Consider the following 26050-nt stretch of genomic DNA (forward strand, 5'->3'; position numbering starts at 1 on the left):
AGAATGCCCCGGCCGTGGGTCAGCCCAGCCGCTGCGTCGATCCCTGCTCGGCCGCCGCGGTGGGTCCGGAGATCCTGATGTGGTGGGGCTCGCTGCGGCGGGCCTTCGGGAGCCGGACGGTCAGCACGCCGCAGTCCAGGGCCGCGGTCACCGCGTCCGGGTTGACCTCGCCGGGGAGCGTGATCTGCTGTTCGAACCGACCTGTCCGGCGGCCCTGCCGCCGCAGCGTCCCCTCGCGTTCCCGCGCCCTGATCTCGCCGCTGATGGACAGCTCGTTGTCCCGCAGGTCGATCGAAAGGTCGTCGGCCCGGACACCGGGCGTCTCGAGCTCGACGACGAACGCCTCGTCGGTCTCCTCGACGTCCACCGCGGCCGTTCGGCTGCCCAGGGCCCCGTAGGACCGGTGCTCACTGCCGACGACGTCGCCGAGCAGGCTGCCCATCCGGCTCCAGGCGTCCTCGATCTCGCGGAACGGGTCGAAGCGGACGGTGGGCAGCGGACGGCTGGCCCCGGCGCGCACAGGCTGAGTCATGATGCGCGTACCCCCTTGACTGTGACGCAGTGCTCTTGTCTGGCTACGCACCAATCGTCGGTCGGGTCTGCCTGGCCGGCAAGCGGACGCCCGTCCGGCGGGTGACGGTCCGGCGGGTGACGGTCCRGCGGGTGACGGTCCGCCCTGCGTGTGCCGGTACGGGCCGACGCCGGCTGGTTCGCCGTGCGTGCCGGTCCGCCGTTTCCGTTTTCGGGCCGGCGGGGGGTGGTACCGGTCTGTCAGGCGGCGGTTGCCGCGGTTCCCTAAACACGCGCATTTGCATGCATGTGTCGGAGGGAGGAAAACGCCTCATACCGGAAGGCTCTCATCGGGAGGACATCGTGGGGAAAGGCCGTGGGAATAGACCTCGGTACGACGAACTCGGTCATAGCGGTTGTCGAGGGCGGTCAGCCCACCGTCGTTCCCAACGCGGAGGGCTCCCGTACGACACCGTCCGTGGTCGCGTTCACGGAGAGCGGCGACCGCCTCGTGGGGGAGCTGGCGCGCCGACAGTCGATTCTGAACCCGAAGGGCACGATCACCTCGGTCAAGCGGTTCATCGGCCGCCGTTACGGCGAGGTCTCCAGCGAGCGCAGAACCGTCACCTTCGACCTCGAGTCGGGCAGGGACGACGCCGTCCGGATCGCCGTGCGCGGGCGGCAGTACGCGCCCGAGGAGATCTCGGCGATGGTGCTGCGGAAACTGGCGGACGACGCCGGCCGGTTCCTGGGGGAGCGGGTCACCGAGGCGGTGATCACCGTGYCGGCCTACTTCAACGACGCGCAGCGGCAGGCCACGAAGGACGCCGGCCGGATCGCGGGCCTGGAGGTACTGCGGATCATCAACGAGCCGACCGCGGCGGCCCTCGCCTACGGGCTGGACAAACGGTCGCACGAGACCGTGCTGGTCTTCGACCTGGGCGGCGGCACGTTCGACGTGTCCATTCTCGACGTCGGTGACGGCATCGTCGAGGTGCGGGCCACCGCGGGTGACACCCATCTGGGCGGAAACGACTGGGACCGGCGCCTGGTCGACCTTCTCGCCGACGACTTCCAGAAGACGTCCGGCATCGACCTGCGGATGGATCCGCAGGCGCTGCAACGGCTCTTCGAAGCGGCGGAGAAAGCCAAGACCGAACTCTCCTCGGTGACGCAGGCACAGATCAACCTGCCGTTCATCACCGCCGACGCGAACGGCCCGAAGCATCTCAACACCACCCTCACCCGGTCGCAGTTCGAGGCGAGCACGTCCGACCTGCTCGAGCGGTGCATGCCCGCGCTGCGGCAGGCGATGAAGGACGCCAAGACCGCGCAGGGGGACATCGACGAGGTCATCCTGGTCGGTGGCGCCACGCGGATGCCGGCGGTCCAGGCCGCCGTCCGCCGTTTCGCGGGGGGCAGGGACCCGAACATGACCGTGAACCCGGACGAGGTCGTCGCGGTCGGGGCGGCCGTGCAGGCCGCGGTGCTCAGGGGCGAGGTCTCCGACGTCCTGCTGCTGGACGTCAACCCGCTCTCCCTCGGTGTGGAGACTCTCGGCGGGGTCAGCACCACGGTGATCGAACGGAACACGACGATCCCGGCGCGCCGCACCGAGACGTTCTCCACCGCGGAGGACAACCAGTCCGCGGTCGACATCGTGGTGCTGCAGGGTGAGCGCGAGATGGCTGCGGACAACCGGACCCTCGGTCGGTTCCGCCTGGAGGGGGTCCGCCCCGCGCCGCGCGGCCAGGCCGAGGTCGACGTCACCTACGACATCGACGCGAACGGCATCCTCAACGTCACCGCGAAGGACAAGGACACCGGCGCGGAGCAGCGGATCACCATCTCCGACAACACCAACCTCCCGCCGGACGAGATCGAGCGGATGGTGGCCGACGCGGAGCGCAACCGGGCGCAGGACAGCACCCGGCGGGAGAACGCCGACGCCCGCAACCAGCTCGACTCGATGGTCTACCAGGTCGAGCGGCGGATCTCCGAGCTCGGTGACCAGGTGCCCGTGCACGAGAAGGCCCGTGCCGAACAGCTGGTGACCGACGCGCGACGCGCGCTCGACGAGAACGCAGACGTCGACCGCGTCCGCCCGCTGGTGAACGATCTGCAACAGATCCTGTTCGGTCTCCCGCCCGCCGGCGTTCGGCAGACGGCGTCGGCCGCCGACGATGTGATCGACGCCGACTTCACCACCCGTGACGATGACTGAGCCGTCCGGCCTTGCTGCCGAGCTGGAGGAATGCCAGGCCAGGCAGCTGCGCACCCTCGCCGACTTCGACAACTACCGCCGCCGGGCCGGGCGGGAGCTCGAGGCGGCCCGGTCGGCCGAACGGGACAGAGTCGTCCTCGCCTGGATTCCGGTCCTCGACCATCTCGACCTGGCTCTGGAGCACGCGGCCGCCGACCCCGGCGCGCTGGTCGACGGCGTCCGCGGCGTGCGTCAGCTCGCGCTGGACGCGCTGCGGGTCAGCGGCGTCAGCCGCCTGGACGACGAAGCCGGCCCGTTCAACCCGAAGCGGCACGAGGTCGGAGCGGTGGTCGACGCCTCGACCATGCCGGAGCCGCCGCCCGCCGGCACCGTCGTCGAGGTCCTGCGCCCCGGGTTCGCCGCGGACGGGCGGCTGCTGCGCCCCGCGACCGTCGCCGTGAGCGCCGGGCCGCAGGCGGACGCGCCGCAGGTGGACGCGCCGTCATGAGCGGCGGGCGCACCGGGCCGGCGACCGGCCAGGACTTCTACCAGGTCCTGGGGGTGGCACGGGACGCGGATGCGGACGCCATCCAGCGGGCCTACCGCCGGCTCGCGCGGAAGTACCACCCGGACATCAACTCCGACCCGTCGGCGGAGGAACGGTTCAAGGACGTGTCCGAGGCGTACGACGTGCTGTCCGATCCGCGGACGCGGGCCCGCTACGACCGCTTCGGCCCCGACTTCCGCCGGGTGCCCGAGGGCGCCGAGGCCTGGGCTGGTCGCCCGGGCGGCGGCCCCGGCGCGGCCGCCGGCAGCGGTGCGGGTGGCGGCGCGGGCGGCGGTGCCGGTTCCGGCTTCGGGGCCGACCGGGGCGGCGGCGGCTTCGGTGCCGGTCCGCGCGGCGGCGGCGGTGGGTTCGGGTTCGGGGGGTTCGATTTCGCCGACCTGTTCGGCGCGGGCGCGCAGGGGTTCGCCCGCCGCGGCCGGGCCGGGCCGACGCCCGGTGCCGACCAGGAGTCCGAGGTCCAGGCGACGCTCGGTGAGGCGTACCGGGGCGGGCGGCGCCGGGTGGTCCTGCCGGGAGCCGACGGCCCGCGTGAGATCGAGGTGACGATTCCGGCCGGGATCCGCGACGGTCAGCGGCTGCGGCTGGCCGGGCAGGGCGGCCGGGGGCGTGGCGGCGGCCCGGCAGGTGACCTGTACCTGGTGGTGCGCCTGCTGACCGACCCGCGGTTCCGGGCGGAGGGCCGGGACGTCCACACCGATCTGCTGCTCACTCCCTGGGAGGCCGCGCTCGGCACGACGGTCGCGCTGGACACCCCGGACGGGCAGCGAGTGAGCCTCGCCGTGCCGGCGGGGACGCCCAGCGGCCGTGCGCTGCGCCTGCGCGGACGGGGCCTGCCGGCCTCCGGACCGGGGGCGGACGCCGGTGACCTGTACGCACACGCCCGGATCATGGTGCCGCCGAAGCCGACCGAGCGGGAGAACGAGCTGTTCCGCCAGCTGGCCCGGGACTCGTCCTTCAACCCCAGGGGGCCGTCATGACGACGCTGCTGGTCCGTATCCGCCCGCCCGGCATCGGCTCCGACGCCGGTGCCGGGCGCGACAGCCCGGGGCCGGGGCTCGACCTGGAGGCGTTCGGCGTCGCCTCCGGGCTGCACCCCGACCTGGTCCGCCGGCTGGTCGCGCTCGGCCTGCTCGACACCGAGCCCGACGCGTCCGGGCGCTACGTCCTCGCCGCGCGGGCGGTGGCGCGCGCCGGGCGCATCGAGCGGCTCCGCCACGACCTGGGGATCACCTACACGGCGACCGGAGTCGTCCTCGACCTGCTCGACCGCATCGACGAGCTGGAGCGCCTGCTGCGGGCCCGGCCGGCGCGCGGCGAGGCGCACCGGCCGCCCGTCAGCTGACCGTGCCGGGCCCGCTGCCCGGCTACCGGTTGCTGACCACCTTCGCCGACGACCTGGCGGGATGGTGGAGCTGGTCGTGGGTGTCCGCCCAGGCGTAGGCCTCGGCGGCGACCCGGGTGAAGGAGGCGGGCCCGAGCCGGCACTCGGCGCAGGACACCCCGAACAGACGGCTGAACGTCCGCCCGCCGAACGTGGGCGCGGGGTCGGACTCGCGGGAGGCGTCGGAACGACGACGGAAAAGTCCCATCAGATCGACCTCGACGTCGACCCACCTGCCGATGGTGGACGACCGGTGACCTCTCCGGTGGCGGGTCGGCTGGTGCCGGCCGCCAGGTCGCCGTCCCGGGGCCCCGGGACGGGCAGCGTGGTCAAACACCGCAGGTTCATCTCGCGATGGTAGGACGAAGCCGGCCCGGACTCGACCGGTAAGGCCTGTACGGCATGTGTCAGCCGTGCCGGCTGCCCTCGACCTCGAAGACATCCGGTGCGGTCTCGCGGGAGGTCGAGCGGACCCGGTGCGCCCACTCGTTCTGCGGCCAGGTGGTCGCCGCGGACCATCGGAGCCGGTCGAGCCGGGCCGCGCACAGCGTCGCCTCACCGAGTTCGGTGCCCCGGGCGTCGGCGCCGCGCAGGTCCACCCGGTGCAGCCGGGCCCCGGCCAGCCGCAGGCCGCGCAGGTCGGCCGCGCGCAGGTCGGCTGTGTCGAGGATCGCGTCCGTCGCGTCCGCCCCCTGCAGGACGGCACCGCGCAGGATGGTCGCGCTGGCGTCGGCGTCGCGCAGGTCGGCGCGACCGAGGAACGCCCCGCGCAGGTCGACGTCGCGCAGGTATGCCCCGCGCAGGTCGGCGTCGCGCAGGTCGGCGCCGGTGAGGTAGGTGCCGACGAGCATGGCCCCGCTGAGGTCCGCACCGGCCAGCACCGCGCTGCTCAGATCGGCGTCCCGCAGGTCCGCGCCGCGCAGCCGGGCGCCCCGCAGGTCGGTGCCGCGCAGGTCCGCGCCGCTCAGATAGGCCCCGCGCAGGTCGGCCCCGCGCAGCCCGCGGCCGCTGAAGACCCGGCCGGCCAGGTCGGCGCCGGCGAGCTCGGCCGCGGCGCCCCGCCGGCCGGGCCACAGTCCACGGCGGGTCGAGGCGGCTCCGGATAACCGGTCCGCGACCACCCCGGTGCCGCCTGAACGGCCCCGGCCGGTGCGATTGTCGCGCGTCATGACAGGTGAGATTAGCCACACAACCGGCTTCGGGGGAACGATTGCGCCACCTTAGGCCGACCCGTCACCGGGAGCGAACGTGGCGGTCACAGCTCGGGATGCTCACCGATGCCGTCGATGCAGCGGGCGACCCAGGCGGCTGACCTGGCGAACTCGTGGTTCGCGAGGCGCGGGTCGGTCGCGGGGGCGGTCCGGTCGGCGCGGGCATAGGAGCCGAGGAAGCGGATTCTGCTGCTGATCCGGTGCAGCCCCATCAGTGCCTCCCGGACCGGGCGATCGGTGACGTGCCCCTCGGCGTCGATCGAGAAGGAGTAGCGGCCGAGTCCCTCGCCGGTCGGCCGCGACTCGATCCGCAGCAGGTTCACCCCGCGCACGGCCCACTCCGCCAGCAGCGCGAGCAGCGCCCCCGGCTCGTCGGCGGCCGGCCAGACCACGATGGACGTCTTGTCCATGCCGGTCGGCGCGGCGATGCGGCCGGGACGCCCGAGCAGCACGAAGCGTGTCATCGCGTCGGGAGCGTCGTTGATCTCGGTGATCAGCGCCTCCAGCCCGTAGCGGCGCGCGGCGAACTCCCCGGCGAAGGCGCAGTCGAAGCGGCCGTCGCGCACCAGGCGGGCACCCTCGCCGTTGGACGCGGCGGACTCCCACTCGGCGTGCGGAAGGTGCCGGGCCAGCCAGCGCCGCACCTGCGCCTGGGTCACCGGGTGACCGGTCACGCTCTTGACGTCGTCCAGCGTCGTGCCTGGCCGGACGAGCAGCGCGAAGCTGATCGGTAGCAGCACCTCGCGGCGGATGGTCAGCGGCCGCCCGGTCGCGAGCTCGTCGAGAGTGGCGGTGACCGCCCCCTCGACCGAGTTCTCGATCGGCACCAGCGCGACGGCGGCCTCCCCGCCCCGCACCGCGTCGAGCGCACCCGCCACCGAGTCGGACGGGAACACCTCGTGCGTGACGGCCTCGGGAAGGGTGCCCAGCGCGGCTTCGGTGAAGGTCCCCTCGGGGCCGAGGTAGGTGCATCGCTGCGGGTGGGCAGGCAAGACGTCCCTTCCGGGACCGGCCAGGGCACGGGCCTCGCCGGTCTGGTGCGGCACGGAGATCGCCGGCGCGGGCCGGGGGGTCGCCACCACCGGCGCCGTGCCGGGCGAGACGGTGGGCGGGACCGTGGGCGAGGCCGGGCGCGATGTCGGGGACGGGGCTGGCGGAGCCACCGGGCGGGTCGTCACAGGTACCGGAGCAGCCGGGTGGGGTTCTCGACGGCGTCGGCGACGAAACGCAGGAACGCACCGGCGGTCGCCCCGTCGCAGACCCGGTGGTCGAAGGTGAAGGACAGCTGCGCGACGCTGCGAACCGCCAGCGTCCCGTTGACCGCCCAGGGCCGCGGGATGATCCGGCCGATACCGATCATCGACGTCTCCGGGTGGTGGATGATCGGCGTGGCCCCGTCGACGCCGAACACTCCGTAGTTGTTCAGCGTGAACGTGCCGCCGGAGAGCTCCGCGGGGGTGAGGCTCCCCGCCCGCGCGGCGGTGGTCAGCCGGGTGATCTCGCCGGCGAGCGCGGCGGTGGTCAGCGCCTGCGCGTCCCGGACCACGGGGACGACCAGGCCCCGCGGTGTCTGCGCGGCGAAGCCGAGGTGCACGGCCCGGTGCCGGCGCACTGCGGTGGCCCGGCCGTCGAGGTCGGTGACGACCTGCGAGTTGAGGTCGGGGAAGCGCAGCAGTGCCGCCACGCAGACACGGGCGACGATCGCCAGCAGCCCGATGGAACCGCCGCCGTCCGCGCTGTCCGCACCGGGTGCGCCGGCGGCGGGTGCGCTCTGGTTGAGGGTCGCCCGGGTCGCGAGCAGCGCGGTGGCGTCCGCGTCGACCCAGCAGGTGGAGTCGGCCACCTCGCGCCGGCTGCGGGTGAACGCCTCCGCCGCGTGCCGGCCCAGTGGGCTGAGCGGCACCACGTCATGGTCATCCGCGCTGGCCGTGCCGGCCGTGCCGGCCGGGCTGGCCGGGCTGGCCGGGCTGGGGAGCGGGATGCTGGACGGCGCGGACGGCGCCGACGCCGCAGTGCGGGCCGTGATGACCGCGGCCTCGACGTCGCGGCGGCGGATCAGGCCGTCCGGCCCGCTGCCGGCGAGCGAACGCAGGTCGACGCCGTTGTCCCGGGCCAGGCGGCGGACCAGCGGTGAGACCACCCTGACGACCCCGTCCACCAGCCTGGTCGCCGGTTCGGTCATCGGCTGCGGGGCTGGTGCCGGCCGTGGAGCTGGTGCCGGCCGTGGAGCTGGTGCCGACGGGGAGGCTGGCGCCGGCTGCGGGGCCAGGCCGGTCCGGGCCCGCCGGCCGGTGCGGGCGGGCTGCTCGCGGGTGCCGTAGCCGACGAGAACGCTGCCGGACCCGCCCGCCCCGTCCTCCGACCCACGCGCGGGCCCATCGGCCGGCCCGTCGGACGGCTCACCTGCGGACCCGACCGCGACGGTGATCAGCGGTCTGCCGACCTGCAGCTCGGTGCCGGCCGGGCCGGCCAGGGAGGTGACGACGCCGGCATGCGGGCAGGGGACCTCGACGACCGCCTTGGCGGTCTCGACCTCGGCCACCGGCTGGTCGACCTCGATGACGTCCCCGACATCCACCAGCCAGTGGACGATCTCGGCCGAGGTCAGCCCCTCGCCGAGGTCGGGCAGGGCGAATACGTGCACCGCGGCCACGGGTTCACTGCTCCCACTGGAGTCGGGCGACGGTATCGAGGATCCGGTCGACGCTGGGCAGGTAGTGGTGCTCGAGCAACGGCGGCGGATACGGGATGTCGAAGCCCGTCACCCGCAGCACCGGCGCGGCGAGGTGGTGGAAGCACCGCTCGGTGACCCGGGCGGCGATCTCCGCGCCGACGCCGCCGAACCCGGCCGCCTCGTGGACGACCACGGCCCGCCCGGTGGCCCGGACCGCCGCGCACACCGTCTCGTCGTCGAACGGCACGAGCGAGCGCAGGTCGACGACGGCCAGGTCCCAGCCCTCGGCCGCGGCGGCGTCGGCGGCCTGCAGGCAGACCGGCAGCGAGGGCCCGTAGGTGATCAGCGTGGCCGCGTTGCCGTGCCGGCGCGTCACGGCGCGGCCGATGGGCGGCACCGCGCTCGGGGTGAACTCCTCGCTGGACCAGTACAGGCGCTTCGGTTCGAGGAAGACCACCGGGTCGTCCGAGGCGATCGCGGCGCGCAGCAGCCCGTAGCAGTCGGCGACCGTCGCCGGGGTGACCACGTGCAGCCCCGGCGTGTGGACGTAGTACGCCTCGCTGGAGTCGCTGTGGTGCTCGACCCCGCCGATCCCGCCGCCGTAGGGGACCCTGATGGTGATCGGGAGCGGGACCCGGCCGGCCGTGCGGTTGCGCATCTTCGCCACATGCGACGCGAGCTGCTCGAAGGCAGGGTAGGCGAAGGCGTCGAACTGCATCTCCACGACGGGCCGCAGCCCGTACATGGCCATGCCGACGGCGATGCCGAGGATGCCGGCCTCCGCCAGCGGGGTGTCCAGGCAGCGGTGCGCCCCGAACTCGGCGGCGAGTCCGTCGGTGACCCGGAAGACGCCGCCGAGAGTCCCGACGTCCTCACCGAGGACGTGTACGTCCGGGTCCTCGCGCAGCGCGTCGCGCAGCGCGGTGTTGAGCGCCCGCACCATGGTCGTCCTGGTGCTGCCGGTGCTGCCGGTGCTGCCGGTGCTGCCGCGGGAGCGCCCGCCGGGCCGGCCGAGCGCCCCGGCGGGCACCGCGGGCCTGGTGGCCGCGCCGGCCTCGGCCCCGGCGACCTCGGCGGCCGCCCCGGCGGCGGTGGCGCCCGCCAGGGCGCTCGCGGTCGTGGTGATCGTGGGGGGGATGCTGGTCGCGTTGCTCATGACAGGTCACTCCGGGTGCCGGGGCCCGCCGCGGGCTCCGCGGCGGCGAGGTCCCCACGGGCGTCAGGGTGGACGTCCGGACGGGCGTTCGGACCGGAGTCCGGGCGGACGTCGAGATCGCCGTCGAGATCGGCCTCGAGGCGGGCGGCGAGCTCGGCCGCCTGCTCACGGAGCTGGCTGGTCGGCTCGGCGTAGACGTGGGCGAACAGCGTGCGCGGATCGGGAGCGGGTACCTGGGCGGCCTGGGCGACCTGTGCGCGCATCCGGGCGGCGAACTCCTCGGCGGCCCGGGTGACGGTCGCGACGCCGGTGTCGTCCAGCTGCCCGGTCTCGCGCAGGTGCCGTTCCAGGCGGGTGACCGGGTCGTGCGCCCGCCAGGCGTCGACCTCCCCCTGGGCCCGGTAGCGGGTCGCGTCGTCGGCGCTGGTGTGCGCGTCCAGCCGGTAGGTGATCGCCTCGACGAGCACCGGGCCGTGGCCGGCCCGGGCGTGCTCGACCGCCTCGCTGAGCACGGCGTGGACCGCGGGCGCGTCGTTGCCGTCGACGAGACGTCCGGTGACGCCGTAGCCGACCGCCTTGTGCGCCAGGGTCGGCGCCGCGGTCTGCCGTGACAGCGGCACCGAGATCGCGTAGCCGTTGTTCTGCACCAGGAACACCACCGGCGCCCGCAGCACCCCGGCGAACGTCAGCGCCTCGTGGAAGTCACCCTCGCTGGTGCCGCCGTCGCCGACCAGTGCGAGAGCGACCACCTCCCGGTCCGCCGCCGGATCGGCAGCCGCGCGCAGCCGGGCGGCGTGGGCCAGACCGACGGCATGGCAGGCCTGGGTGGCCAGCGGGGTCGACAGCGGCGCCGTCCGGGCCAGGCGTGGGTCGTAGCCGCAGTGCGTGTGACCGCGCATCAGCGCGAGGACGTCCATCGGCGGCACGCCGCGCGCCGTCACGGCCAGGGTGTCGCGGTAGCTGGGGAACAGCCAGTCCGTCTCCCGCAGCACCATCGCCGCGGCGATCTGGCAGGCCTCCTGGCCGGTGGACGCCGGGTAGACCGCGAGGCTGCCCTGGCGGGCGAGGGTCGTGGCCTGCTGGTTGAAGCGGCGCCCGAGGACCAGCCGACGGTACAGCTCGCGGAGCAGACCGGGGTCGACCTCGCCGGCAGCGTCCGTGCCGAGAACCCGCACCGGCTCGGGGTCGGGGAGCAGCGGCGCGGGATCGCGCCGCGGGCCGTGGGAGCTCGGCGGGCCCGTCTGGCCGGGCGCGGCGCTGGCGTCGAGGATCGTCATAGTCCACCTTCGGCGGTTGGCGGCGGAGTGCGGTCTGCGGCGCCGGGGCCGGCGCCGGCGCCGCGCCCGGCGCGGTCGGGCGTGCTGCCCGCGCGACGTCCGCCGTTCAGGAAACGAGCTGCGGTGAGCGGTGGCCGGACCCGGCCTGTTTCGGCTCGCCGGCACGCCCTGCCCGGGCGATCTCCGTGATCACGATCCTTCTCCGCTCAGCTTCTCGGTACCGGCTGGACGCACCGGCCGGGGCGAACCCTGTCGGTCACGGCACTAGCCGGCCGCTGCTTACCGATTTTCCGCCTCGGGTGAGTGGCTGGATCGTGTTCAGAATCACCCCGGGGCCTCGCCCGGGGGTTACCCGCCCCCGCCGACCGGTGTGCGGGAAAGGGGAAGAAAGCCTGGCAGACGTGCCGATGATGTTGCCAGGTCGTGCCGGGTATGCGTTCCCGGGAATGCCGCCCAGGCCTGTGTGGCGAGGTCGACACTTCGGATCGGTGGAACTGTCGCTGCTGGTCAGAGGCATGATCGTGAAGCTTCTTTCGGTCGGGGCAGGGTCGAAAAGGCGCAGAACGGTGTACTGGTGCCGCCGGGGATCGTTGCCGGTCGCCACGGCCTGACGGTGGACGGAGCGGGCGCCGGTGAATCCGGGTGGTGGTACTCGAAAGGCCGTTCTCCGTGGCTGTGACAAGGGTCTCCGGGGTGYCCGCCGAAGGTGCCTTCGGGTGCTGTCGGCTAGCTGTCGAGGTCGGGCAGGTCCCTTTGTGAAGGCCCTGCCTCGGGCCCGTCGGCGATTTACCGTTGTCATGGTGCGGGCCGTTTCCTGTGCGCCCTGCGCCCGGGTACGGAATCGCGGGTGCAGCATTCCGGGTGCGGTATCCCGAGTGCTGGGTGCGGGTCCTTGGGCCGCCGGGTCGTCGGGCCGTCGGGCCGTCGGACCGCCGGGTCGATGGTCCCTCGCGGGAGCRCACCTTGGTGCCGGTGGTCCGGTTGTACGGTTGTCATGAGAAAACGCGCTGTATYCGCAGGCTGCTGGCTCTGACTGCTGCGGGTGATCAACCTCTTGCTGTGCGTCCCAGATGCCGGACAGGAGACGTCCGCCACAACCCCGGATGTCGTGTCAGACACGGGCAGTAATTGATGCATGGGTATAGGTTCCTTTTGCGCACAGATGCGCCGATTTGTCAGGGCTGACGACCGGACGGTCCAGACCTGTACCCACTGCCCGCGGACGGGCGGGGGGAGCGTCTGATGGCTCTGCTCGGCGCGATCAGAAAGACCGACTACACGCCGGCGCACGTGCGCCCGCTGACCCCGGGAGACCGGGCCTATCTCGCGTTCGTCCAGCGCAACCCCGGTGAGCACCAGGACATCGGCGCGCTGCTGTTCTTCGACGGCCCGCAGCTCGACCTCGCCGAGCTGCGCGCGCACGTCGTCGAGCGGCTGCGCGCCCCGGAGGCGCGGACGCTCACCGACCGACTCGACACCGTGACGATCTGGTCGCCCGAGCGGGGGGCGTCGGCGCGCGAGACCCGCTGGGTCTCCGACCCGAACATCGACCTCACCGACCATGTCGTCGCGATCGACCTGCCCCCGGTCGGGGACCTGGCCGCGGACGGTCCGGGAGCCGGTGGGGAAGGCGCCGGTGCCGGGGCGGGCATCGGCGCCCACGGGGGTGTCGACGACGCCCGCCTGCGGGCCGCCGTCGACAACATCGCCAGCCGGCCGATCGACATGACCCGGCCGCCGTGGATGCTGTACCTCCTGCGTGACCCCAGCCCGGGCGCGACGGGCACGGCTCTGGTGTACCGCTCCAGCCACGTCCAGCAGGACGGGATGGCCATGTACCGGGCCATGCACCTGCTGTTCGGGGAGAGCGACACGGTTGATCTCGGCCTGCCGGCGACGATCCGCCGCCCCCGGCCGGCCGAGTACGCCAAGTTCGTCGGGCGTGGGATCAACTGCCTGCTGCCGACCCGCCGGCTGCGCGGGTGGGGCGGGCCGCCCACCGGGCCGGCCCGGCACAACTGGGTCACCGTCGAGCTGAGCACCCTGCGCTCGATCGCCCGCCAGCACGGCGTCACCGTGAACGACATCTACCTCGCCGCGCTCGCCGGCGCGCTGCGGGCCTGGTCACCGGCGGACTGGAGGCGCGGCACCCGTCCCGTCCACGCGCTGATGCCGGTGAGCATCCGCTCCGCGGCCGAGCAGGACGTCCTGTCGAACTACAACACGGGCGGGCGGGTGCCACTGCACTGCGGTGAGCCCGACCCGGTCCGGCGGCTGGCCCGCATCGCCGTGGCCACCACCCGGATGAAGCAGGGCGGCCTGGGCCTGGTGGAACGGCGGCACTTCCCGGCGATGGCCCGGTTCGCCTCCCAGCGCATGCTCGCCGGCGTCGGGAGCTACCCGACGCAGATCAGCAAGATGGCGCTGGTGGCGACCAACGCCCGGTCGATCCGCGGCCCGCTGTCCGTCGCCGGCCGCCGGATGACGGGGCTGATCGGCACAGGGCCGCTGCTGGTCGGGCGCCAGCACCTGGCCGTGGCCATGTTCGGCGTCGACGACCAGGTCGGTGTCATGTTCGTCGCCAGCGAGAGCGTGCCGGGCCACGAGCGGCTCGCCCAGCTCTGGCTGGACGAGCTCGACGCCCTGCGTGCCTGCGCCCCCCGGCAGCGGGTCACCGTCCCGGCCCAGCGGCTGCCCGCGGCGGCCGCCGCCGTGACGGCGATGATGACCGGCACCGTGACCGGGGCGGTGACCGGCGTCGTGACGAACGAGGTCGGCGGTCTGCTCCGGCCGTGGCGCCGCCGCGAGAGGACGCCGGCCGCCTCCACCGCCTGACGGTTCCACCGCCTGACGGGCGCCTCGGCCGGCGTGCGGTGTGACGCTGGCCGGGGCGGGTGGCGCAGCGATCCGCACCGGTGCCCGGGCAGCTGGTTCTCACAGTGCCCGGGCGCCGGCGGTCGCGGACTGGTTCGCTGGGGCAGGCGCCGCCCGCGCCGCGCCCGCCCGAGGAGGAACTGCCCGCATGACCGAGTTCGATGATCATTTGTGGATGACGCGGGCGATCGAGCTCGCCCGCCGCTGCCCGCCCGCGACCGGCGCCTACTCGGTGGGCGCCGTCATCGTCGGCGCGGACGGCGAGGAGATCGCCTCCGGGTACTCCCGGGAGGTGGATGACGCGGTGCACGCGGAGGAGTCGGCGCTGGCGAAGATCACCCTCGACGATCCCCGGCTCGCCACGGCGACGATCTACAGCACGCTGGAGCCCTGCTCCCAGCGGAAGTCCCGGCCGCGCACCTGCACCCAGCTGATCCTGGAGGCGGGGCTGCCGAGGGTCGTCATCGCCTGGCGCGAGCCCAGCCTGTTCGTCGCCGACTGCCAGGGCTTCGAGCTGCTCAGTGCCGCCGGGGTCACCGTCGTGGAGCTCCCCGACCTGGCGGAACAGGCCCGCGCCGTCAACGCCCACCTGTCCGTCTGAGTCGTCTCCGTCTGAGTCGTCGGCCGCATCCGGGGAACCTAGCGTGGAGAGGGGACGGGTCCGGCACCTGACTTCCGAGGGGGACGACCGTGGCGACAGTGACGACGAAGGACGGCACCGAGATCTACTTCAGGGACTGGGGCGAGGGGCGTCCCGTGATCCTCAGCCACGGCTGGCCGCTCAATGCCGACAGCTGGGAGTCGCAGGCGTTCTTCCTCGCGGCGCACGGCTATCGCGTCATCGCGCACGACCGCCGCGGCCACGGGCGTTCCTCGCAGCCCTGGACCGGCAACGACATGGACACGTTCGCCGACGACCTCGCCACCCTGATCGACCATCTGGACCTGCACGACGTCACACTGGTCGGCTTCTCGATGGGCGGTGGCGAGGTCGCCCGGTACGTCGGCCGGCACGGGACGTTCCGGCTCGCCCAGCTGGCGCTGGTCTCCGCCGTGCCGCCGTTCATGCTCAGGACGGACGACAACCCGGACGGTGTTCCACCCGAGGTCTTCGAAGGCCTGCGGGCGAGCATTCTCGCCGACCGGTCGCAGACCTACCGCGATCTGGCCGACGGCCCGTTCTTCGGCGCCAACCGCGCGGGCAGCAAGGTCTCCCAGGGCGTACGCGACTCGTTCTGGTCGCAGGGCGTCCAGTCGAGTCTGCGCAGCACGGTCGAGTGCATCGAGGCGTTCTCGGCCACCGACTTCCGGCCGGATCTCGCCGCCTTCGACCGGCCGACACTCGTCGTGCACGGGGACGACGACCAGATCGTTCCGTTCGAGGTCGGCGGGAAGCGCACCGCCGACCTCGTCAAGGACGCCACGCCCAAGGTCTACGAGGGCGCGCCGCACGGGCTCATCGCCACGCACCGCGACCGGCTGAACCAGGACCTGCTGGACTTCCTCGCCACCGGCCCCCGGCAGGCGTGACCCGCCGCCGGGAGCACCGGCGGCATCCGGGCGGGCGGCGGGGGCAGGGGCCGCCGCCCGCCCCCTTGTCACCCGCCGCCGCCCGGTGCGACGTCGTCTAGTACGACTTCGGCAGGCCGAGGACGTGCTGCGAGACGTAGTTCAGGACCATCTCCTGGCTGACCGGGGCCAGGCGCATGATCCGCGACTCGCGGAAGTAGCGCTCCACGTGGTACTCGCGGGCGTAGCCCATGCCGCCGTGGGTCTGGATCGCCTGGTCGGCGGCCTGGAAACCGGCCTCGGCGCACAGCCACTTCGCCGAGTTCGCCTGCTGGCCGCAGGGCAGGCCCTGGTCGTAGCGCCAGGCGGCCTGGCGGGCCATCAGCTCGGCGGCGTCCAGCCGGATCTGGGCCTCGGCCAGCGGGAAGGCGACGCCCTGGTTCTTGCCGATCGGCCGGCCGAACACCACCCGCTCCTTGGCGTAGCGGGTCGCCTTCTCCAGCGCCGCCCGCCCGATGCCGAGCGCCTCGTGGGCGAGCAGGATGCGCTCCGGGTTGAGCCCGTCCAGCAGGTACTTGAAGCCCTTGCCCTCCTCGCCGATCCGCGCCGACTCGGGGACGAACAGGTTGTCGATGAAGACCTCGTAGGAGGAGACCGCGTTGCGGCCCATCTTCGGGATGGCGCGCAGGTCGATCTTCTCGCGGTCGATGTCGATGAGGAACAGGGTCATCCCGTCGGTGGAGCGGGTGACCTCCTCACGCTTCGTCGTACGGGTGATGAGGATCATCTTCTGCGAGTCGCCGGCCTTGGTGATCCAGWCCTTCCGGCCGTTGATCACATAGCCGCCGTCGACCTTCTCGGCGAAGGTCGTGATGCTGGTGGTGTCGGTGCCGGCGTTCGGCTCGGTGACCCCGAAGCAGACGTGYAGCGACCCGTCCGCCGCGCTCGGCAGGATCTCCTTCTGCAGGTCCGCGCTGCCGTGCTTGACGATCGTGTTCAGGCCGAAGATCGTCAGGTGCATCGTGCTGCACCCGTTCATGCCAGCGCCGGAGGCCGCGATCTCCTCCAGGAGCAGCGCCGCCTCGGTGATGCCCAGCCCGCCGCCGCCGAACTCGGTGGGGATCGCGATGCCGAGCCACCCGCCCTCGGCGAACGCGTTGTAGAACTCCCAGGGGAACTCGACCTTCTGGTCCTTCTCCGCCCAGTAGTCGTCCCCGAAGCTGCGGGCGAGTTCGCGCGCCCCGGCCCGGAGCTGCTCCTGATCCGGAGTGAGTTCGAAGTGCATCAGTCGACCTTCCGCTGGACGAGGTGGGCGGGGCGGCGGCAGCCGTCCGCGGGCGTCAGTCAGGGGCTGCCCGCCGGCAACCCCTCATACATTCGCATGGTTACGCGCTTTCGGTCGCGGGCCTGTTTGTCACCTCACGAGGCGGTGACGCCGCGGCCGCATCCCGTGGTGGGTGCCGCCCGCCGGCCAGCCGATGGTGCTCGCGCTGCGCGCGGGCGGCCACACCGCGGTGATCGAGGTGCGCGACGGCGGCCCGGGGCTCACCGACGACGACATCGCGGTGGCCTTCGACCGGGCGGCGCCGTTCGAGCGCTACCACGGGCAGCGTCCCGTCTCGACCGGCGTCGGGCTCGCGCTGGTCGCCGGCCTCGTGCGCCGGCTCGGCGGCCGGCCGTTCGCCGGGCATGCCCCGGAGGGCGGAGCCGTGTTCGGCGCGTCCTTCCCCTCGGTCCCGCCGGTGGACGAGCAGCCGCCCGTGGACGAGCAGCCGCCGGCGGACGGGCCAGGACTGCCGCCCGACGGGCCGGGTCAGCCGGTGCGGGAGAGGAAGGGGAGCAGGGCGGCCAGGTAGGCGTCGTGGTCACGGCTCCACAGGTCGTGCCCGGCGTCGTCGACGGTCGCCAGTTCGACGGTCGGGAGCGCCTCCCGCCACTGGGCGGCGACCTCGTCGGTCACCACCGCCCCGCGCCGCCCGCCGCGGATCACCAGGACACCGCAGCGCAGGTCGCCGAGCCGGTCCCACAGCGGCACGTCCCGGGCCTGGGCGAAGACGGCTCGCGCCGCGTGGCCCGGCATCCGGTCGGCGACGGCGACGCCCCGGATCCGGGCCGTCAGCTGTCGCTCCACCGCGGCGTCGGGCGGACGCGCGTGCCGGGCCCAGTAGTCGCCGACGACGAGGCCGCCGACCTCGCCCGGGTAGCGCAGCGCGTACCCCAGCGCGTAGGACGAGCCGCGGGAGAACGCGACCAGCACGGGCCGGCGCAGGCCGAGCGCTTCCACGACAGCCCGCAGATCCGCGATGTGGTCCTCCCAGGAGTACCCGGCGGAGTCGGCGGGCGGCGCGTCGCTGCCGCCCCGCCCACGCAGGTCGACGGCGACGGCCTGGCGGTCGCCGAGCCGCTCGAGCAGCCACCCGTACTCGCCGGCGTACTCGCCCATCCCGGGCACCACCACCACCGGTGCCGGTGACCGGTCGGGCTGGTCGGAGTGATCGGCCTGATCGGGCCGGCCGGACGACGCGACCCGGTCGTTGCCGAGGACGTGCAGCCGGACCGGGCCGTGCTGGACGAAGATGCTCACGCCGGTCGCCGCGCTCTCGGGAGCTGTCACCGGCCCGGATCTCCTTCCAGGGCTTCCGCCCGCCTGATCGGGGTGGGCGCAACGGCCGAAACCGCCGGAACGGCCGGGACGTCGTCGTGGCCGACCGCCCCGCCGAGACTGCGGGCGAGGGCGAACGTGGCGCTGTGCAGCGCCGCCAGCGGCACCACCGCGGTGACCAGGCCGAGCCCGTGCGCCTCGGCCGCGGTCAGTGTCCCGGTGCCCCCACCTCCGGGTGCGGGTCCCGCGTCGGTGCCGCCCACGGCCAGGCGGACCTCGGAGGCGCAGAACTCGGCGTCGTCGGCGGCGATGACGTGGTCGCACGGCCAGCACAACAGGGCACCGCCGGCCGCGCACCGGCCCTGGACGGCCGCGACGGCGGGTTTGGGCACAGCCTTCCACGCCCGGGCGTAGCGCAGCTGCCAGGCCTGCCCGCCCTGCACCGGTGGGCCGGCGGCCGGCGGGTCGAAGAAGTGCCGGCCGGTTCCGCGGAGCACGATCACCCGGACCCGGCTGTCCGCGCCGGCGGTCTGCCAGGCGTCGTCGAGCTCGCGCATGAGCTGGGCACCGTGCGCGTCGGCCGGGGCGCCGGCCGCGGGTGCGTCGGCGGCGCGGGGAAGGCGGAACTGGAACGTGATGACGCCGATGTGCTGGTCGACGACGTCGTACTCGACATGTTCGGGACGCATCGGTCTCCCTCGCCGGTCGCAGGCGGACGGAAGCAAACCGCGGTCGACGGTCCCCCCGGGGACATCGACGTCGATGTCGCATTGACCCACACCTTCACACCGAGGGTCAACAGATCCACACGCGCAGCGCTCGCGCGCGCCCGCCGAACGCCCGATGGCAGGGTGGGGCGGGGCCGAGGGAGGGATTGGTGTGGAGATCACCGGAATGATGCTGGCGCTGCTGGACGTCGCGGCGGAGCACACGGTCGACTACAACCGCTGGTACGACCTGGACCACATGCCCGAGCACCTCGCCAAGCCGGACGTGCTGGCCGGCCGGCGCTACGCCGCGCCGCGGGACCTGCGGGCGGTGCCGGGGGCCGTCCGGTCCGAGCTGATCGGCGGGCATCCGTCCTACCTGACCACCTACTGGTTCGGCGGCCCGCTCGACATGACCAGCCCGCAGGCCCGGGAGGGCTGGCTCGCGCTGGACCGGACGATCCTGCGGGCCGGCAGGTTCTGGCGCCCCGGGCAGGTGCGGCACAACTCGCGGTGGCGGGTCTCCTCGGCGTGGACCCGTCCGGGCTGCCTGGTGCGTCCCGTCGCCGTGCCCTACCTGGCGCACCGGGGAGTGATCATGGCGTTGGGTCGGGCGCCGTCGCCGGACCGGGTGGACGAGGCGGTGGCCTGGTGGGAGGGCGTACACCTGCCCGACCTGGCCGCGGTGCCCGGAGTGCTCGCCGCCGTCCGGCTGACCCGGGCTGACGACGAGGGCGGCGACGAAGCCCCGCCCGCCCCGTCCGCCGGGCCGGCCGTGCGGGTGGCGGAGTCGGGGCTGGCGGAGCAGACCGGCCTGGTTCTGCACCTGCTGCTGTGCGAGGACGACCCGGCGGTGGTCATCGGGCGCATCGCGCGGGCCCGCCGGTCCTGGCAGGCGGTCGGCCGCTTCCCGGCGCACCGCGGCGCGTACGAGGAGCTGGCCTTCCTGCCGTACCGGCTGATCCTGCCGCTCCAGTACGACTTCGACATGAGCGAGGACGATGCCGGCGCAGGCCCCGTTGCCGGTGTCGACGGGGGTCCGGCGGGCGGGGCGGTGAGCTGACCGCGAGCTGACCGCGGTCCCAGTTGCTCGCTCCTGACGGCCCGGTTGGGAGCCGTTCTGGCGGTCCCAGGCCAGTAGATGCCGGGGCCGGGACTTGTCCCCGGGGCCACTGTCGGGTTATCTGTTGAACACCGGTCAAATTCGCCTATAGGTTTTTCTCACCTCCTGCGGTGCTGGGTGTCGCGCGGGGGCTCAAGCGACGTGGAGGTAGGACTGTGCTGCTGGAGCTGGACGCCGATCAAGAGGTGCTGCGGGAGGCGACCGCCCGGTACCTGACCGACCAGGTGCCRGTCGACCGGATCCGCACGCTCCGCGACAGCCCCGCCGGTTTCGACGCCGACTACTGGCGGGCCGGCGCGGAGCTCGGCTGGACCTCCCTGCTGGTCTCCGAGGAACACGGCGGCGGCTCGATCAGCGGGGCGGGCCTGGTCGACCTGACCATCGCCGCCCACGAGTTCGGGCTGCGCGCGGCGCCGGGGCCGCTGGTGCCGACGAACGTCGTCGCGGCCGCGCTGAGCGCCGCCGGCGGCGAGGCGCACACCGAGGCGCTGGAGAACCTGCTGGCCGGCACGACGGTCGCCTCCTGGGCCCACGCCGAGCCCGCGCCGCACGACCGGCTGGGCACGGTGGGGCTCACCTGCCGCGTCGAGGGCGACGAGATCGTCCTGGACGGGGTGAAGCGCCCGGTCGAGTCGGCCGAGCAGGCCGGGTACCTGCTGGTCACGGGGCGGACGGCGGAGGGCCTCAGCCAGGTGCTGGTGCCGGCCGGCGCGCCCGGGGTGACGATCACCCCGCTGAAGACGGTGGACCTGACCCGGCGGTTCTTCACCGTCCGGTTCGACGGTGTCCGCGTCCCGCGCAGCGCTGTCGTCGGCGAGCTCGGCGGCGCCGCGGACCAGGTGGAGCGCCAGCTGCAGCAGGCTCTGGTGATCCAGTGTGCGGAGAGCGTCGGTGCGATGCAGGCCGCGTTCGACCTGACGGTGCAGTGGGCCTTCGAGCGTTACTCCTTCGGCCGGCCGCTGGCCTCCTACCAGGAGCTCAAGCACCGCTTCGCCGACATGAAGTCGTGGCTGGAGGCGGCGCACGCGATCAGTGACAAGGCGGCCAGGGCCGTCGACGCGGAGTCCCCGGACGCGCCCGAGCTGGTCAGCGTCGCCAAGGCGTTCATCGGCGACTACGGCTCCGAGCTGCTGCAGGACTGCGTCCAGATGCACGGTGGCATCGGCGTGACCTTCGAGCACGACCTCCACCTCTTCCTGCGCCGGGTCGTGCTCGACCGGGCGCTGTACGGAACCCCGGCCGAGCACCGGCAGCGGATCGCCGGCGTCGTCGAGCACCTGAAGGAGCGGGCATGAGCACGGGCGCCACGAGCGGCGGCACCACCCCGTCGGGCGACATCGAGGATGTCGAGAGCTTCCGCCAGCGGGCGCGGAGCTGGATCCGCGCCAATCTCGCGCCGCTGCCGCCGAACGCCGGCGTCGGCGTGATGCGGGCGGGGCACAGCGACGAGGAGGAACTCGCCGGCGTCGCCCGCCAGCGCGAGATCCAGCGGATGTTCTTCGACGCGGGCTTCGCCGGCATCTGCTTCCCGAAGGAGTACGGCGGGCAGGGGCTGACCCCCGAGCACCAGCGGGTCTTCAGCGAGGAGATCACCGGCTACGAGTACCCGTCCGAGATCCAGGCGCCGACCTTCTCCCCGTGCGCGGCGGTGCTGCTGGACTTCGGTACCGAGGAGCAGAAGCGCACGCACATCCCCGCGATCCTGCGGGGCGAGGAGCTGTGGATGCAGTTCCTCTCCGAGCCCAGCGCCGGGTCGGACGTCGCCGCCGCCATGACCACCGCCGTCCGTGACGGCGACGACTGGATCCTCAACGGCTCCAAGATCTGGACGACCGGCGCCTGGTGGTCGGACTGGGGCCTGGTGCTCGCCCGAACGAACTGGGACGTCCCGAAGCACCGCGGGCTGACCGTGTTCATCATGCCGATCCACCAGCCCGGCATCGAGGTGCACCGCATCGAGATGCTGAACGGCAACAAGGAGTTCTGCCAGGAGTTCATCACCGACGTGCGGGTGCCGGACTCCGACCGCGTCGGCGAGGTCGACGACGGCTGGACGGTCGGCACCCGGTGGATGTTCCACGAGCGGATGCTGCACAACTCGCCGCTGGTGACCATCCCCAAGGGCGGCGCACGCGGCAGCATCCGCGCCACCCACCTGGTGGAGATCGCGCGGGACGCCGGCAGGCTCGACGACCCGCTGGCCCGCGACCTGATCGGCGAGGGCCGGATGCTCGACATCGTCACCCACGCCCTGCAGGAGCGGCTCTCGCAGGGCCTGCGGTCCGGCCGGATCCCCGACCAGTCCGCGGCCGTCGGGCGGCTGTTCACCGGTGTGGTGGCAGCCCGGACGTCCACCCTGTCCTTCGAGCTCGCCGGCGGTGCCGGAGCGGCCTGGGCGGACGACGACGGCGCCACCGCCGAGTGCGGCAACGACTACCTGCTGCGCCAGGTGAGCTGCATCGGCGGCGGGACCACCGAGATGGCCCGCAACGTCATCAGCGAGCGGGTGCTGGGCATGCCGCGGGAGGTGGCGCTCGACCGCGGGGTGGCGTTCCGGGACGTCCCACGGGGCGGTTCGGCCCGGCGCTGACCGCGGACCGCCAGCTGGCGGACCTGGACCTTGCCCGCGGTGGCCGGCGTCGTCGGATGCGACGCCGCCGGCCACCGCCGGACCCGCCGGCACGCCTGCGGAAACCGGGTGGGCCGCGGCCGGGAAAGGGCTGCGGATCACCCACCTGGAACAGCTTGACCGTTCAACCTTCTGAAGTGCAGTGTGCCGCGCTCGGGATCGCCCCCGCGTGCGTTTTTCGCGACGGCCGGGATCGATATCAGAGAAACCTGCCGCGGTTTTCGTTGATGCTGCGAGAAACACGCTCTCGCCAGAAAGAGTATCGTTACCGAATCTGTCTCTTCGAAGTCGTGGGCGCACCGCGGCGGTGCCGTTCGTGCAGCACGCCACGGTGATGGGGCGGTCACTGGCGGAAGCTCGGCGCGGTGCCGGGTGAGGCCGTTCTGCCGCCGCTGTCAGCCGGTGTCCGCTGGTGGTGGCGCTGTCTGGCTGCCCGACGGGCCGCCGGCTGCTGTCGCGCCGGGTTCCGCGTTGTCGCAACGCGCTTATCACATGCATTCTCGGATGTGCCATATAGGCTTCTTCCAGATGGCGGCGAGATGACCAGGAATGTCCGGTGTCGCGACTCGCCGCGGTCCTGTGTCGGGTTGTCCGATGTTGGGGCAGTAGCCCAATCTGTGACTCTTGACCGACCGAACGGCAGATGATAGCAATTTTTTAGGATTCGTTCGGTTTGCATGGTGCCGTGTCCGGCTGGTCGTCGGGCCTGATCATCCGCCGGGCGTTCACTGCTTCACGGGCGGAGGGCTCTGAAGACATGGCACGGATCGAACCGCGTCCCCTGCGGCAGTGGCCGAAGGAGATGCGCGAGGCCCTGGCGGCGATGACGCCCGAGGTGCCGCGGCACCCCCCGCTGCCCACCGAGGGGCGTTCCAAGGCCCTGAACACGCTCGGCACCCTCGCTCACCATCCCGAGCTGGCCCACGCGTTCTTCACCTACAACGGGCACATCCTGCGCGGCACCACGCTCACGCTGCGGCAGCGCGAGACGCTCGTCCTGCGGGTCTCCGCGGTGCGTAAGAACGCCTACGAGTGGGCCCAGCACGTGATCATGGCCCGGGATCTGGGCATCACCGACGCGGAGATCGCGCGCATCGCCTGGGGGCCGGACGCCCCGTTCCTGGACCCGCTCGACGCCGCGCTGATCCGCGCGGTCGACGAGCTGATCATCGACGGTGAGATCGCGCTGACGACCTGGGAGGTGCTCAGCGCCAAGCTCGACGTCCAGCAGCTGCTCGACGTCATCTTCACCGTGGGCACCTACGAGACGCTCTCCATGATGATGCGTTCGTTCGAGTTGCCGCTCGACGACGACCTCCACGAAAGCTGAGGCCACCATGGCCGCCACCGTCTCCCCCGTCAGCCCGGACGTCGGCGTCGAGGTCGCCGGCCTCACCGGGCCCCGGCTCGTCGACCCGGCGGTCGCCGCGGAGTGCCAGGCGCTCCTGGAGAAGCACGGCGTCGTGATCTACCGGGAGGTCCACGTCGAGGACGCGGACCTGGTCGCGTTCAGCCGCATGCTCGGCACCGTGGTCGTCGCCCCCATGGGCGGGATGGACGGGCTGCCCGAGGTCTCGAAGATCACGCTGGACCCGGCCGAGAGCGTGCTGGCGGCCTACCGTCGGGGCACCTTCTTCTGGCACCTCGACGGCGCCAACGACGAGCTGCCACAGAAGGCGACCCTGCTGACCGCGCGCCAGGTCTCCGACGAGGGCGGCGACACCGAGTTCGCCAACACCTACGCCGCCTACGACGCCCTCCCGGCCGACGAGAAGGAGCAGTTCGCGCGCCTGCGGGTCGTGCACAGCTTCGCGGCCTCCCAGGCCCTCGCCGAGCCGGACGCCTCGCCGAAGACCCGGGCGAGCTGGGAGCGGGTACCCGCCCGCGAGCACCCGCTGGTCTGGACGCGGCGCAGCGGTCGCCGGTCGCTGCTGGTCGGGGCCACCGCGAGCCACGTCGTCGGCTGGCCGGAAGAGGACAGCCGGGCCCTGCTCGACCGTCTCCTCGCCTGGTCGACACAGCCGCGTTTCGTCCTGCGCCACCACTGGCGCCCAGGTGACCTGGTGATCTGGGACAACACCGGCATGCTGCACCGGGCGATCCCGTACACGGCGACGTCGCACCGGCTGATGCACCGAACGACCCTCAGGGGCGAAGAAGTCGTAGCCTGACCTCCGCGCATCGAGCAGATGCGCGGCAGGATGACGCCCATCGGACAGCCGGCCAGGTCCAGAGGCCGGACCTGGCGGCGCGGCGGACGTGATCCYGGTCTGGAGTGTGTCGGTCTGACGGAGGGTCAGCATGCGAGTGGTCGTGGATTTCAAACTGTGCGAGAGCAACGCGCTGTGCGTGGGCATCGCCCCGTCGGTGTTCGAGCTCGACGACAACGACTATCTGGTCATCCTCGACGAGGAGCCGGACGAGGATCTGCGTAAGGACCTCAGGGCCGCCGTCTCGGCCTGCCCCAAGCAGGCCATCGCCATCGCCGAGGACTGAGTCTCGGCCCTGGGAGCCCCGGGCACCGGCACGGGCGGGACCCCCGCCCGTGCACACGCCGCCCGCGGCTCCCCGTGGGGGAGAGAAACACTTTTTGTCAGGTGATATGCGCTCTGCGCACCTAGCATTGTCCGGGATGAGCCGTCTGCCTCCCGTCGCCGCGCGTGTGTCACGCCTGCGGCGTGTGTCCCGCGGTCGGGTGTCTGCCGCGGCGGCCGCACCGGTCGGGGCCCGGGCGGCGGGCCGCCGGCGGGCGGCGCAGCGGTTCTGGCAGCTCACCGAGCCCGAACTCGACCGCCTGCTGGCCGTCGCCAGCGAGGTGGACCGGGTCGAGCTCAAGCTGATCGTGCCGGCCCACGCGCACGAGAGCACCTGTGAGGCCCTCGGGGTCGACTTCACCCGGGCCCGCAGGCTCCGCGTGTGCTACCTCGACACCCCGGACCACGCGCTGCACCGCAACGGGGTCGTGGCCCGGATCCGGAGCATCGTCGGTGGGCCCGACGACGCCGTCGTCAAGCTGCGCCCGGTCGTCCCCGCCGACATCCCGCGGCGGCTGCGGCGGGCCCAGGACTTCGTCGTCGAGGTCGACGGGATGCCCGGCTACTACGTGTGTTCCGGGGCGCTGCGGGCCCGGCTCGGCGCGGACGACGTCGCCCGCGTCATCGCCCAGCGCCGCGCGGCGCACCGCCTGTTCACCCGGCGGCAGCTGCGGCTGCTGTCGTCCCGCCTGCCCGCCGGTGTCCGGCCGGAGGACCTGGTGATGTTCGGCCCGGTCGACGCCGGCCGGACCAAGATCCGGGTGGCGGGCCTGGACCGCCGCCTGCTCGTCGAGCGGTGGACCTACCCCGACGGCTCCCGCATCCTCGAGCTGTCGACCCGCTGCCTGCCCGCCGAGGCCCTGCGGGTCGGTGCCCGCACCGCGGACGTCCTGCGCGCCCACGGCGTCGAGCTGACCGGCCCGCATCCGACCAAGACCCGGGCCACGCTGGACTACTTCGCCGGCGTCGCGGCGGCCCAGCGCCCGCGCTGACGCGCACCGGGGCGGTCCGGGACGGATGCGCCGAACCAGTGACCTGGGAGAAGCTGTACGGATGGTGTCCTGACGGGCGGATACCGGGACCGAGGAGGCC

24 protein-coding genes and 1 pseudogene are annotated in these 26050 nt (G+C 73.2%); 15 read left to right on the forward strand and 10 right to left on the reverse strand.

Annotation, left to right across the window (positions count from 1 at the left end; all coding sequences use genetic code 11):
- Positions 1-19 precede the first annotated feature (19 nt).
- Positions 20-532, reverse strand: a complete 513-nt coding sequence (locus tag CC117_RS08405) for an Hsp20/alpha crystallin family protein (RefSeq protein WP_071083187.1) — start codon at positions 530-532, stop codon at positions 20-22.
- A gap of 285 nt (positions 533-817) precedes the next feature.
- Between CC117_RS08405 and dnaK the strand changes: the two genes are divergently transcribed.
- From dnaK to CC117_RS08425, 4 genes are read left to right on the forward strand one after another with little or no spacing between them, the layout of a single operon-like run.
- A complete protein-coding gene (gene dnaK / locus CC117_RS08410) occupies positions 818-2734 on the forward strand; it encodes a molecular chaperone DnaK (RefSeq protein WP_198541775.1) in 1917 nt (638 codons plus the stop codon).
- Entirely contained in the window at positions 2727-3221 is a 495-nt protein-coding gene (locus CC117_RS08415) for a nucleotide exchange factor GrpE (RefSeq protein ID WP_071083188.1), read from the forward strand. The genes dnaK and CC117_RS08415 overlap by 8 nt, the downstream gene beginning before the upstream one ends.
- A complete protein-coding gene (locus CC117_RS08420; RefSeq protein ID WP_071083189.1) occupies positions 3218-4258 on the forward strand; it encodes a DnaJ C-terminal domain-containing protein in 1041 nt (346 codons plus the stop codon). The genes CC117_RS08415 and CC117_RS08420 overlap by 4 nt, the downstream gene beginning before the upstream one ends.
- Entirely contained in the window at positions 4255-4623 is a 369-nt protein-coding gene (locus tag CC117_RS08425; RefSeq protein ID WP_241829934.1) for a chaperone modulator CbpM, read from the forward strand. Before CC117_RS08420 ends, CC117_RS08425 begins: the two co-directional genes overlap by 4 nt.
- A 22-nt stretch (positions 4624-4645) precedes the next feature.
- Here CC117_RS08425 and CC117_RS08430 read toward each other — a convergent pair whose 3' ends face one another.
- From CC117_RS08430 to CC117_RS08455, 6 genes are all read right to left on the reverse strand, one after another.
- Positions 4646-4870 carry a hypothetical protein gene (locus CC117_RS08430; RefSeq protein WP_071083279.1) on the reverse strand — a complete coding sequence of 75 codons (225 nt, stop codon included), beginning with the start codon at positions 4868-4870 and terminating at the stop codon, positions 4646-4648.
- A 199-nt stretch (positions 4871-5069) separates the two neighbouring features.
- Positions 5070-5831, reverse strand: a complete 762-nt coding sequence (locus CC117_RS08435) for a pentapeptide repeat-containing protein (RefSeq protein ID WP_071083190.1) — start codon at positions 5829-5831, stop codon at positions 5070-5072.
- 86 nt (positions 5832-5917) lie between these two features.
- Positions 5918-6865 (reverse strand): prephenate dehydratase, encoded by a 948-nt coding sequence (gene pheA, locus CC117_RS08440; RefSeq protein ID WP_071083280.1) that lies wholly within the window; start codon positions 6863-6865, stop codon positions 5918-5920.
- A gap of 182 nt (positions 6866-7047) precedes the next feature.
- The gene (locus tag CC117_RS08445; RefSeq protein WP_071083191.1) at positions 7048-8526 is read right to left on the reverse strand and encodes a dihydrolipoamide acetyltransferase family protein; all 1479 of its coding nucleotides are present in this window, start codon (positions 8524-8526) and stop codon (positions 7048-7050) included.
- Between the two features lie 4 nt (positions 8527-8530).
- Entirely contained in the window at positions 8531-9490 is a 960-nt protein-coding gene (locus CC117_RS08450) for an alpha-ketoacid dehydrogenase subunit beta (RefSeq protein WP_071083281.1), read from the reverse strand.
- Between the two features lie 209 nt (positions 9491-9699).
- A complete protein-coding gene (locus tag CC117_RS08455; RefSeq protein WP_071083192.1) occupies positions 9700-10980 on the reverse strand; it encodes a thiamine pyrophosphate-dependent dehydrogenase E1 component subunit alpha in 1281 nt (426 codons plus the stop codon).
- A 1242-nt stretch (positions 10981-12222) separates the two neighbouring features.
- On the opposite strand from CC117_RS08455, the gene CC117_RS08460 reads away from it, so the two are divergent.
- The 3 genes from CC117_RS08460 to CC117_RS08470 all read left to right on the forward strand — a co-directional run bounded on the left by CC117_RS08460 (position 12223) and on the right by CC117_RS08470 (position 15384).
- Positions 12223-13815, forward strand: coding sequence for a WS/DGAT domain-containing protein (locus CC117_RS08460; protein WP_071083193.1), 1593 nt, complete (start codon positions 12223-12225; stop codon positions 13813-13815).
- Positions 13816-14002: 187 nt separating this feature from the next.
- A complete protein-coding gene (locus CC117_RS08465) occupies positions 14003-14455 on the forward strand; it encodes a deaminase (protein WP_071083194.1) in 453 nt (150 codons plus the stop codon).
- Positions 14456-14544: 89 nt separating this feature from the next.
- Positions 14545-15384: an alpha/beta fold hydrolase gene (locus CC117_RS08470; RefSeq protein ID WP_071083195.1), complete on the forward strand. Its 840-nt coding sequence runs from the start codon at positions 14545-14547 to the stop codon at positions 15382-15384.
- 97 nt (positions 15385-15481) lie between these two features.
- Here the strand turns inward: CC117_RS08470 and CC117_RS08475 are convergent, their stop codons facing one another.
- Positions 15482-16648 (reverse strand): acyl-CoA dehydrogenase family protein, encoded by a 1167-nt coding sequence (locus tag CC117_RS08475; protein WP_071083196.1) that lies wholly within the window; start codon positions 16646-16648, stop codon positions 15482-15484.
- Positions 16649-16820: 172 nt separating this feature from the next.
- On the opposite strand from CC117_RS08475, the pseudogene CC117_RS38805 reads away from it, so the two are divergent.
- A pseudogene (locus tag CC117_RS38805) lies at positions 16821-17219 on the forward strand (sensor histidine kinase); the annotation flags it as partial.
- Here CC117_RS38805 and CC117_RS08485 read toward each other — a convergent pair.
- Both CC117_RS08485 and CC117_RS08490 read right to left on the reverse strand, forming a co-directional pair.
- On the reverse strand, positions 17177-17977 hold the full coding sequence (locus tag CC117_RS08485; protein ID WP_071083198.1) for an alpha/beta fold hydrolase: 801 nt from the start codon (positions 17975-17977) through the stop codon (positions 17177-17179). The pseudogene CC117_RS38805 and the gene CC117_RS08485 overlap by 43 nt on opposite strands.
- Positions 17974-18654: an enoyl-CoA hydratase-related protein gene (locus CC117_RS08490; protein ID WP_071083199.1), complete on the reverse strand. Its 681-nt coding sequence runs from the start codon at positions 18652-18654 to the stop codon at positions 17974-17976. Before CC117_RS08490 ends, CC117_RS08485 begins: the two co-directional genes overlap by 4 nt.
- Positions 18655-18844: 190 nt before the next feature.
- Between CC117_RS08490 and CC117_RS08495 the strand changes: the two genes are divergently transcribed.
- The 7 genes from CC117_RS08495 (at position 18845) to CC117_RS08525 (ending at position 25950) form a co-directional block, all read left to right on the forward strand.
- Positions 18845-19735, forward strand: a complete 891-nt coding sequence (locus CC117_RS08495; RefSeq protein ID WP_071083200.1) for a hypothetical protein — start codon at positions 18845-18847, stop codon at positions 19733-19735.
- 215 nt (positions 19736-19950) lie between these two features.
- On the forward strand, positions 19951-21090 hold the full coding sequence (locus CC117_RS08500) for an acyl-CoA dehydrogenase family protein (RefSeq protein ID WP_071083201.1): 1140 nt from the start codon (positions 19951-19953) through the stop codon (positions 21088-21090).
- Positions 21087-22385: an acyl-CoA dehydrogenase family protein gene (locus CC117_RS08505; protein WP_071083202.1), complete on the forward strand. Its 1299-nt coding sequence runs from the start codon at positions 21087-21089 to the stop codon at positions 22383-22385. The genes CC117_RS08500 and CC117_RS08505 overlap by 4 nt, the downstream gene beginning before the upstream one ends.
- A 796-nt stretch (positions 22386-23181) precedes the next feature.
- The gene (locus CC117_RS08510; protein ID WP_071083203.1) at positions 23182-23754 is read left to right on the forward strand and encodes a carboxymuconolactone decarboxylase family protein; all 573 of its coding nucleotides are present in this window, start codon (positions 23182-23184) and stop codon (positions 23752-23754) included.
- A 7-nt stretch (positions 23755-23761) separates the two neighbouring features.
- Complete coding sequence (locus CC117_RS08515; protein WP_071083204.1) at positions 23762-24595, forward strand: TauD/TfdA dioxygenase family protein; 834 nt, start codon at positions 23762-23764, stop codon at positions 24593-24595.
- 130 nt (positions 24596-24725) lie between these two features.
- Positions 24726-24920, forward strand: coding sequence for a ferredoxin (locus CC117_RS08520; protein ID WP_071083205.1), 195 nt, complete (start codon positions 24726-24728; stop codon positions 24918-24920).
- Between the two features lie 136 nt (positions 24921-25056).
- Positions 25057-25950: a CYTH domain-containing protein gene (locus CC117_RS08525; protein WP_241829936.1), complete on the forward strand. Its 894-nt coding sequence runs from the start codon at positions 25057-25059 to the stop codon at positions 25948-25950.
- The last annotated feature ends 100 nt before the right edge of the window (positions 25951-26050 follow it).

It is taken from the genome of Parafrankia colletiae (genome assembly GCF_001854655.1).
GTDB classification, from domain to species: Bacteria; Actinomycetota; Actinomycetes; order Frankiales; family Frankiaceae; genus Parafrankia; species Parafrankia colletiae.